Raw genomic sequence first — 9096 nt, forward strand, 5'->3', positions numbered from 1 at the left:
TATGAGCCCGACGAGCTACCGAACTGCTCCACCCCGCGACAATAATATAATGAAATTCTTTTTTAAAAAATGGAGGAGGAAGAGGGATTCGAACCCCCGCGCGGTTTAACCCGCCTGATGGTTTTCAAGACCATTCCCTTCAGCCAGACTTGGGTATTCCTCCGTACTTTGGAGCGGAAGACGAGGTTCGAACTCGCGACCCCCACCTTGGCAAGGTGGTGTTCTACCACTGAACTACTTCCGCATTTGTTTTGCTCTTTAGTACATTAAGTAATTTACCATAGAACATTACTACTCGTCAACACTTTAACAATATGTTTGAATATTTAAATTTTAAGTATATTAAAATAACAAAATAGATTCCCAGATAATTGAAGAATCTGTTTTGTTTTTTCTACCTCATATCGTATTATAACTTGGCAACGACTATATCGATTAGTGAAATAAAATCATTGCTCCCGACATCCGCTGTACTGTCATGGCTTATTTTAGTAGATAAAGTTTCAGGTAACTGAATAGTTTATACAGCCTTTTGATTTTGATTTACAATATCAAGCACCTCTTTTAATATTGCATCCTTTATTAATATAATAAATTCATCTCTCCTATATCTACCGATTAATGCTTCATAATGTCTTAACACCTGTTTCACTTCGTTCGAAACAGATTTAATAAGAGAATCTATATGAGCTTAATTTTCCAATGGAGGTTTTCATGATTTTAATTTTACACAGTAAACAATAGACTATTTCGTTATTCGTTCTGTTCTTAAACCATGAATCAGAATGTTTAACAATATTACTTTGTATTAATACACTCGAAATAGGTTCATAATCAGGTAATCTCTTTTTCTCTTCTCTACTCTCCTCTTCTTCTATTAGACATCTTTATATACAACGTTATATACCTTTGAAGCTAAGAGCGTTTCTAACTCTTTATCTAGCGTATTCTGTTTATAATAGTTAAAGTCTAAAACAAGTAAATATTGCATCATTTCTCTCTGGTAGTTAATCTTCTCAAAATATCCTTCTTGTTGATCTAGCATCTCTTTTAATTCATCTAAAAATCCCATCAAAAAAAGCCTGACATACATACGGTCAGACTTTCACATATTGCTGTTCGAGCTTTTTTAGCTTTTTATCATAAACGAAGTTACCGAACGGGATAAATGCTACTGCAAATGCCAGTAGTGACCAAACAATATTCCAGCGCACGCGGATCGTTATGTACAAAATGGTGATCACATAGGTTGCGAAAATGACACCATGTGCAGCTCCTACAATACGAACTGCCATCGGAATGTCTAACATATACTTCATCGGCATCGCAATAAATAATAAAATCAACAGTGAAAAGCCATCTAAATAACCAGCAAATCGAAGCTGACCAATGGGATTTTTAAGCATACATTCTCTCCTATATACAATTTACCACGACAAAATTCGAGGTTACTCATAGCGTATCGAATTTTACTGTGCTGTTCAATGAAGTTAGCTTAAAATGTGAGCTGGTTGTGTCAGATTGTTGAACAAAGACTTATCATTGGAAGTACTCTAAATCGTTGCCTTCTAGATTTTTCACACAATCATTTTGTCCAACAGGTAAAACCAGCATTAAAATAAGAATTTCATAGAGTTTACGTTAAACTGCTCCATTTCTATTAATGTACCCTTTAGTGAAATTAATGTGGCACATTTGTTAAAGAATAAAATGCTACAATTGATAAAATCATAAGAAAAATTAGAATACCTTGAACGCATATTCCCACAATACTACAAACCTTACCCGAAGTTGCTAAACCTTTTCCTTTTTCATTAGAAATGTCGATTTCTTTAATACTTTTTTTAGACATAACAAGCCCGATAATACCAAGGATAAATCCAATATAAGGTACGACTATTGATAAAACTCCTAATGTTAACGAAACAATAGATTTATTATTTGTGTTTTCCATTTGTTAGCCTCCCATAAATTATTAATTATTCCAGGTGTGTTGATAAACAAATTTTAACCATTACAATTATAGTGGTGGGTTAATTTCCGCTACGGGATGCTCGCTTTCCGCGGGCAAGCACCGAGCCGCTACAATTAACTAAAAAAGGTAGTAACATACGTTAGTATTGAACATAAAAAAACCTTTTAATGGTAAATAACATATTTTAAGTACAATGCTTCACAATTCATTTTTAATTTCGAAAACCTAATTTTTAATGCTTTTATATTTTACTAAATAAGGTTCGATCATAGAATCAAGAATAGCAACGCCCAAACCTGTTACCGAAAATAGCGCCTCACAGTTATCACATTTCTGCAAAACACTCCATTCTATTCCACTAAATATTAACATATTCATCTTAGTAATTGTTACTTATCTTATTGAAATATCCTTCCCCCTTATGTTAATAAGAAAAATCCTATTTTATCACAACAGGAATGTTGACTGTGAATACACCTTTTTTATTGTTCCTTTATACCTCTTTGATCCTACAATGACATAGCCTTTACTTATTGAAACAGCATTTTTCACTTTTTCTTGTACTTGTTCTAGTTTTAGTTAATACATTGTTGAGTGATATGGAAACTCCTGATGGTTTCATTGTGGAATTCGGTTTTGACTGGGTGAATGGTCTTTTCAAATGAATTGTTGCAGCTTATCCATCTAGCTGCGACCTTTTTATGCGCTCCGGGTACCTGTTTTGAAAGTCCCATTTAGCGGATCATCCTTCTCATTTCAAGTAATGTATTCAATATTATTTAGCAGTATTATCTAAAATAATGTTTTTATTTTCATATACTAGTTTCCCACCTAAATCACCTGTAATGGCTAATGAAGAGATACCTGAAATACTCAGAATTACAATAAGCGTAGTAATTCCACCTTTTAGAATCGGCTTCTGTTGAGACCTGTTCCATTTAAAAATTGAATGTTTGAATAGAATTTTTAAAGCGCCGACTATACCAAATAATATCATGGACAAATCAGCAAAAAGTTCATGCAATTCCACTTGATCGTGTATACCACGCCCCCAGTTTTGAATAGCAAAATCTTTTGCTCCCTCTCCGGTCAGCAGTGCAAATGCTCCAGAAGTAACGCCCAAAATGATTAAGAGAGTTCCAAATTTGTTTAGAGTTTCTTTGTTAAGGAAAACATTTACAATTTCAATTACAGCACCAACTATAAGCAGTGCAATTGGAAAAGTAAATGAAATTCCCTATGCTTCCAATAGTTAGTTTTATCCACTATCAATTATAATAAGAAGAAATAACCGACTAAAATAGACCTGTGTTAAAAAGCTCTTTTCAGTTTCTTTTCATTATTAAGACGTATAATTTTTAGACTATCTAATAGAGGTGAGTTGACTTTGAAAATACTAATAGCAGAAGACGATGACCGACTGAGGAAAAATATTGTTCATATGATTAAAAGAGAAATTCACCAAGTGGAGGCAGTAGATAACGGCCAAGATGCATTAGATTACGCACAGTATAACGAGTATGACCTTCTTATTTTAGATTGGATGATGCCCAAACTTAGCGGAATCGATGTCTGTAAGGAAGTAAGAAAAAGGGGCTATACAGGTGGGATTTTAATGCTGACTGCAAGAGATGATACAGCTGACATCATTCAAGGCTTGGATATTGGGGCGGACGATTACTTAGTAAAACCCGTTAAAATGGAGGAGCTTCTTGCACGTGTTCGGGCGTTATTGCGAAGAAAAGATAAACCAATCGAACAAGTCATTCAAGTGGAAGGCTTCCTTCTACAGTTAGATTCTCGAATACTACTTCGTAATAATGAAGCAATCGAATTAACAAAAAAGGAGTTTCTTCTATTAGAATATTTATTCATTAACAAAGGTAGAGTGCTAACTAGAGATCAAATTTCCTTGCATATTTGGGGGTATGATCAAGATATTTCGAATAATGCACTAGATGCACTAGTCAAGCTCGTTCGAAAAAAGATAGATGAAAACAAGCGAAAGTCAATTATTCAAAATGTAAGAGGAATTGGCTATAAATTGAGAGATTCGTATGTTTAATAGTATTCGAAATAAATTAACGCTGTTGTATGCTGCTTGTTATTTTTTATTCATCCTAGTTTTTATTGTCGTGCTCTATTTTTCACTCATTAAACTGATGGAAAATGAACAACTTGATGAATTGGAATCATATTATATAAAAGAACAACATGATTTTGTCGAACATAAAGATGATAAGGAAAAACACCTGACCTTTGATCCAAATCGCAACTTTTTTTACTATATTTATACAAATGATCATACGTTAGTCCACGGTGACGAGTCATTTAAAGGATTGTATAAAGAACTAGAAAATATTTTTCAACATGAGGATGCATCAAAGAGTATGAATCGTAATTTAGAATGGAAAGAGCAGCATTTTCTATTACTAAAAAAACCGATAAAGAGTGCAAATAAAGTAGACGGATATATCATTTTGGGGAAATCAGTTACAACCCAGCATCACTTTTTTCAAAAAATGATATGGCTACTGATTGTCTTAACTTGTATTTTTTCGTTATTCATTGGTTTTCTTAGCAATTATTTGGCAGGAAAAGCAATAGTTCCTATTAAACAATCATTTGAAAAACAGAAGAAATTCGTGGCTGATGCATCCCATGAATTACGAACGCCCCTGAGTATTTTTTACAGCTCGTTGGACTTATTAGAAATAGATGAAGCTAACAATTTGACTCCATTTGGGAAAGAATTGATTGTTGACTTGAAAGAAGAATCACAATTAATGAAAGAGCTTTTGGAAAAATTATTATTTTTAGCCCGTCATGATCAAAATCAATGGTTTCATAAGAAAGAAGTGTTTGATCTTTCGGAGATGCTCTCAAAAGTGAGCACTAAATTTGAAAGAACGATTCCTTCGACAATATCCTTTAATGCTCATATAGAAAAGAACATCAGGCTAATCGGAGACTCCACAAGAATTCGTGAAATCATGTTTATTTTGTTAGACAATGCTGTTCAGTATACTAAGGAAGGAACTATATCCGTGTCACTTTTAAAAGAAGACTCTACTATAAAAATTCTTGTACAAGATACTGGTATTGGCATTCATCCAGACGAACTTTCATTAATTTTTAATCGCTTCTATCGCAGTGACGCTTCACGTGAAAGAAATGGCACTGGATTAGGACTCGCCATAGCAAAAGCGGGTGTTCAGCAGCATGATGGAACGATTCATGTAACAAGTCAAGAAGGGAAAGGCACATCATTTACCGTCTTCTTTCCTATTCCAAAAGATTAAAAATAGAGCGTTTTGTATTCTCCTATTTGAGAAAATACCAAACGCTCTTTTTAGTTTGTCACTTTTTGTTTACGTGTTTCTCTTTTTTCATGATCAAACATTCTTAAAATCAGGATGAACACGGTCAAATTTGCTGTCACTCCATAAAATATCATGACATATATACTGCCTGTATCGGTGCCAATAAATAATCCATGTAAAAGCGATAATATCCATGCGGGCAATACAAGGAAATGTATTTTTTTCCAAACGGAACGATTCATCTTTTGTATCCATAAATCCGAAGTAACGATTACTAAGAAAAATAAATAGAAAGCAATCGTACCTAAGCTAGACAGAAGTGGCTTGTAATCTGATGTAAAAGGAATAATAATTTCGATGATGCTATAGGGCTGATAGTTGTCAATGAGCAGAAAAAGCAGATGTGCAATTAAAGTGATAAACCCCATCCATCCTGCACTTTGATGTATATGATAGATTAAGTTTTTATTTGATTTTACAAAGTTCGACTTCCTTAATAAGCCGAATATGACTGCTATCGTAAAATAAAAATAGGCGAGAAATCCCAATATGCGAATCCATTCCCATGTACTATTGAACATCTTTTATCTTCCCCCTCGACTTGCACCAATACCCTTTTGAATCTTCTTTTACTATAAATCGGGCACATTGCTGATAATTCTTTTCAAACCATTTTTGTTGCTCTTCTTCACTTAGTAAAAAGCAAAGTTTTGCACCAACTTCTGCTTCGCATAATGAATTAGTGATGACCGTCGCTTGAAGTACATCAGTTTTTGCAATTTCCCCTGTTCGCCCATCTAGAAGATGATGTTTTTTTGTATTGGCTTGTGTCCAACTTCTAAATAAACGATTCGATGTTGCAATGGCACCCGTTTTCATTTTTACATAGCTAATATCACTGGCGACATCAATTGGATGTGCAATGCTAATTGTCCATTCTTTTTCACCGTCTGACCACATTTGCATATCTCCACCACCATCAACAATGCCATATTCTAAAGCCCCCTGATGTTGAAGCCATTCAGCTACTTTTTCTACCGCATAGCCTTTTGCAAAACCACCTAAATCTACTTCTTGATTGGCCGTCTTCATTACTTTTTGATTGTTTAAAAACTCGAATGGATACCTACTTATTGCATCGATTTGAAGTGGTTCTTCTTCTGTATTTGTAAACGGAAATGACTGATTATAACCATGTTGTTCGATCTGACATTTTAAATACGGAGAGAACAAACCATTTGAAAGAAGAGAATACTCGTTTGCTTTTTGTAAGCAATCATAAAGCGCAGAGGAGAGTGTCATCGTGTCCCCTACTTTTAATAAATTCAGCTTTGATAACTCATTGTTCTCTTCAAACCTAGACCATTCTTTTGCGATGTATTGAAGCCAATTCTCTACTTTCACTTTCCAGTTAAGCTGATTGTTTTCCGGAACGGCTATATAAAAATCGGTATTCATCAAATGGAGTGAAAGTCTATCCATATTACTCATCCCCTATGATCTACGAGTTTTACGATCACTATGCACTGGTTTTTTCTCGACAGATTCGATTTCAAAATTTGTCCAATCAAGTTTTACAAGCTCTCTTTCTTTCTTAGACATCTGCTTCTCTTGCGCAGCTGTGAGTTGATTATTGTTAGTTTCAGATTGACTACCATCATTCATTTGCGTTAGTAACAATGCGGATAATACGACTCCAGATGTTCCCAATACCCATTTCGCTTTTTTTTGATCCTTCATAATACTCTCTCCTTAATCGGATAATTTTCGGCATAAAAACATGTTTTTTTCCTCTTGCCATTCCACAGCATATCCTAGACCATTTGCCATCACACTAATTGGCAAGTATACCTCTCCATTCAAGTAAAATGCATTTGCTGGCAATGGTGTTTTAACATTGTTATCGTAGACAACATTTGTGCTCGAACGGAATATTAATTTAGTGTCTTGATACTTCACTAATAATATTCTGCTAGCTTCATACATAGTTGCCTCCGCTTCTAAAAACTGTGCAACGGTTTTCCCTGGGACAAAAAGCTCCCCTTCTTTCGGTATAATATATATATCCCTTTCAGTATTTTCGCTATCAATTTTTAGCTGGACGCTTTTTGAATTTGTGAAAGGTACGTCCGCTTTATCACCTACTAACGTTCTTGTCCATATATTCCAAGTACCTTTTTCAAATGGTTTAACATCCGTTCGATCACCTGATTCATATTCATATTCATCGTATTCATCATCATCGTCGTATTCTTCATATTCATCGTCGTCGTTTTCTTCTTTTTCATCGTCTTCACCGTCATATTCATATTTATACTTATGTTCTTCGTCATCATCAGCTTTCACCATTACCCCATTTAGCAATGTACCGGTCAATAAAAGCATAATAGCCAAAACTACTGTTCTATTCATACGCTCATTTCCTCCTTTCGATTGACTTCATTTTAAACAACTAATATGAAATTTAACTGAAAAATTATATTGACTGAAAGTTTTTTTTCTAAAGAAGACGTTTAAAACTGAATAGTAAAACACACTTGTTTATATATGCATGTCAATACAAATAAAAAAACAGCTTATAATTTTCCGTCATAAGCTGCTCTTCAATATTAATAATCTACTGGCTTTCCAATCTCATCATCTTCTTCTCAAAGTATGTATGCAATCGATACTGACAAATCTGCAAAGTCCATTCATATAGCAGATTTTGCGCTTCTTTAGAAACGTCGAAAGTTAGTGCAAATTGCTTTTCATTAAAAGTAATAAGTATTTTCCTACTTACCATACATCACTTCATTGGCAGCCTTATACTTCTCCTCATACAAGGTAACACTCTCTTTATGTAAAAAAATTGTCTGCGGAGCGTAAAATAACTGACTAAACTGCTCCATCGCCTCATCAAAAATGGTCGCACTAACAGTTGAAGGCGCATGAATATTCCACTCCACACCTTGTTTAAGGGCAGACGACGACAAATTCGACGAACCAACGATGACATATTGCTCATCTTCTTGACGAAACAAATATGCCTTTGGGTGAAATGAAACCCCAAGTGACTGATACATCCGAATTTCCGCATTCGGCAAATTCTCAACAAGAAGCTTCAATGCATTTGGTTGCGTTATACATAAATAATCCCCTACCAATAGCTTCAACTCAATACCTTCATCATGCGCCCGCTTTAATGCAGGAAGAACTAGTTTGACCCCAGACTCCATCGCAAAAGCAGTAATCCAACAAATACTCGTCGATTTATCAGCTAGTTTGAGTAAGTGGTCAACTAAATTAGATGTAATCAGCTTCAGCTTAGATATCCTCTACCTCTAGTAAATAGATTCCCTCTGAAAATCCGCCTCGTTTTACCTTTTTCTCCAATCGAACTTGCTCAAGCTCTTCATAAGTAACCTCATATACTGCTAATGCAGCATGGACTAGCTCTAATATATCAGCCAGCTCCTCAACAGCGTCTTTTTGCTCCTCTGCATCTTTAAATTCGAGTGCCTCTTCTTGCATTTTTAATTTGATTTCTGTTAAGTGATCTTCTGGTGCTAATATTCGTGTTGTGCAGTTTTTACCGTTCTTTTCAATTACTTCAGGGATTAGATCTCGTACTAGTTTGTTGTATATTGGCATGTTGATTGCTCCTTTTATGGTTGTATTGATAGTTTGTTTATTTATCTGGTTCCATTTCATACAACTACAGTTTAAAATGACATAAACTACCGTAACATTTTCAAAGCTATTATAAACTTTCCTACTATTTGAGCTAAAACATTCAAGCAAAATACAATGAGGGCA

13 protein-coding genes and 2 tRNA genes are annotated in these 9096 nt (G+C 34.7%); 2 read left to right on the plus strand and 13 right to left on the minus strand.

The window, feature by feature from the left end:
- Window positions 1-70 precede the first annotated feature (70 nt).
- From JFL43_RS21780 to JFL43_RS21810, 7 genes are all read right to left on the minus strand, one after another.
- A tRNA-Ser gene (locus JFL43_RS21780) sits at window positions 71-163 on the minus strand.
- Window positions 164-169: 6 nt separating this feature from the next.
- Window positions 170-244, minus strand: a tRNA-Gly gene (locus JFL43_RS21785).
- A gap of 276 nt (window positions 245-520) precedes the next feature.
- Window positions 521-685: a diguanylate cyclase domain-containing protein gene (locus JFL43_RS23610; protein WP_407702014.1), complete on the minus strand. Its 165-nt coding sequence runs from the start codon at window positions 683-685 to the stop codon at window positions 521-523.
- Between the two features lie 192 nt (window positions 686-877).
- Window positions 878-1093 (minus strand): hypothetical protein, encoded by a 216-nt coding sequence (locus JFL43_RS21795; RefSeq protein ID WP_200750667.1) that lies wholly within the window; start codon window positions 1091-1093, stop codon window positions 878-880.
- A 4-nt stretch (window positions 1094-1097) separates the two neighbouring features.
- Window positions 1098-1406, minus strand: a complete 309-nt coding sequence (locus JFL43_RS21800; RefSeq protein ID WP_100797036.1) for a DUF3817 domain-containing protein — start codon at window positions 1404-1406, stop codon at window positions 1098-1100.
- A gap of 275 nt (window positions 1407-1681) precedes the next feature.
- Complete coding sequence (locus tag JFL43_RS21805) at window positions 1682-1954, minus strand: DUF4190 domain-containing protein (RefSeq protein ID WP_200750668.1); 273 nt, start codon at window positions 1952-1954, stop codon at window positions 1682-1684.
- Window positions 1955-2750: 796 nt separating this feature from the next.
- Window positions 2751-3209, minus strand: a complete 459-nt coding sequence (locus JFL43_RS21810) for a DUF2231 domain-containing protein (RefSeq protein ID WP_325166726.1) — start codon at window positions 3207-3209, stop codon at window positions 2751-2753.
- 153 nt (window positions 3210-3362) lie between these two features.
- Here JFL43_RS21810 and JFL43_RS21815 point away from each other — a divergent pair, with 153 nt between their 5' ends.
- A complete protein-coding gene (locus JFL43_RS21815) occupies window positions 3363-4040 on the plus strand; it encodes a response regulator transcription factor (protein ID WP_200750670.1) in 678 nt (225 codons plus the stop codon).
- 97 nt (window positions 4041-4137) lie between these two features.
- Window positions 4138-5277, plus strand: coding sequence for a sensor histidine kinase (locus JFL43_RS21820; RefSeq protein ID WP_234447959.1), 1140 nt, complete (start codon window positions 4138-4140; stop codon window positions 5275-5277).
- Between the two features lie 50 nt (window positions 5278-5327).
- Here the strand turns inward: JFL43_RS21820 and JFL43_RS21825 are convergent, their stop codons facing one another.
- The 6 genes from JFL43_RS21825 to JFL43_RS21850 all read right to left on the minus strand — a co-directional run bounded on the left by JFL43_RS21825 (window position 5328) and on the right by JFL43_RS21850 (window position 8931).
- Window positions 5328-5879 (minus strand): ferric reductase-like transmembrane domain-containing protein, encoded by a 552-nt coding sequence (locus JFL43_RS21825; protein ID WP_200750672.1) that lies wholly within the window; start codon window positions 5877-5879, stop codon window positions 5328-5330.
- Window positions 5869-6780 carry an FAD:protein FMN transferase gene (locus tag JFL43_RS21830; protein WP_234447960.1) on the minus strand — a complete coding sequence of 304 codons (912 nt, stop codon included), beginning with the start codon at window positions 6778-6780 and terminating at the stop codon, window positions 5869-5871. The genes JFL43_RS21825 and JFL43_RS21830 overlap by 11 nt, the downstream gene beginning before the upstream one ends.
- Window positions 6781-6792: 12 nt before the next feature.
- Window positions 6793-7038 (minus strand): hypothetical protein, encoded by a 246-nt coding sequence (locus JFL43_RS21835; protein WP_200750674.1) that lies wholly within the window; start codon window positions 7036-7038, stop codon window positions 6793-6795.
- 12 nt (window positions 7039-7050) lie between these two features.
- Window positions 7051-7710: a copper amine oxidase N-terminal domain-containing protein gene (locus JFL43_RS21840; protein WP_200750675.1), complete on the minus strand. Its 660-nt coding sequence runs from the start codon at window positions 7708-7710 to the stop codon at window positions 7051-7053.
- Window positions 7711-8072: 362 nt separating this feature from the next.
- The gene (locus JFL43_RS21845; RefSeq protein ID WP_325166727.1) at window positions 8073-8612 is read right to left on the minus strand and encodes a phospholipase D-like domain-containing protein; all 540 of its coding nucleotides are present in this window, start codon (window positions 8610-8612) and stop codon (window positions 8073-8075) included.
- Window positions 8605-8931, minus strand: a complete 327-nt coding sequence (locus JFL43_RS21850; protein WP_200750676.1) for a nucleoside triphosphate pyrophosphohydrolase — start codon at window positions 8929-8931, stop codon at window positions 8605-8607. The genes JFL43_RS21845 and JFL43_RS21850 overlap by 8 nt, the downstream gene beginning before the upstream one ends.
- Window positions 8932-9096 lie beyond the last annotated feature (165 nt).

The sequence above is a fragment of the Viridibacillus soli genome (genome assembly GCF_016612995.1).
In the GTDB taxonomy this organism is placed as follows: Bacteria; Bacillota; Bacilli; order Bacillales_A; family Planococcaceae; genus Viridibacillus; species Viridibacillus soli.

Coding starts and splice junctions, on each gene's coding strand:
- JFL43_RS21840 (WP_200750675.1), bottom strand. CDS start 7,710: ATGAATAGAACAGTAGTTTTGGCTATTATGCTTTTATTGACCGGTACA.
- JFL43_RS21835 (WP_200750674.1), bottom strand. CDS start 7,038: ATGAAGGATCAAAAAAAAGCGAAATGGGTATTGGGAACATCTGGAGTC.
- JFL43_RS21830 (WP_234447960.1), bottom strand. CDS start 6,780: ATGGATAGACTTTCACTCCATTTGATGAATACCGATTTTTATATAGCC.
- JFL43_RS21820 (WP_234447959.1), top strand. CDS start 4,138: ATGGAAAATGAACAACTTGATGAATTGGAATCATATTATATAAAAGAA.
- JFL43_RS21825 (WP_200750672.1), bottom strand. CDS start 5,879: ATGTTCAATAGTACATGGGAATGGATTCGCATATTGGGATTTCTCGCC.
- JFL43_RS21800 (WP_100797036.1), bottom strand. CDS start 1,406: ATGCTTAAAAATCCCATTGGTCAGCTTCGATTTGCTGGTTATTTAGAT.
- JFL43_RS21795 (WP_200750667.1), bottom strand. CDS start 1,093: ATGTATGTCAGGCTTTTTTTGATGGGATTTTTAGATGAATTAAAAGAG.
- JFL43_RS21850 (WP_200750676.1), bottom strand. CDS start 8,931: ATGCCAATATACAACAAACTAGTACGAGATCTAATCCCTGAAGTAATT.
- JFL43_RS21805 (WP_200750668.1), bottom strand. CDS start 1,954: ATGGAAAACACAAATAATAAATCTATTGTTTCGTTAACATTAGGAGTT.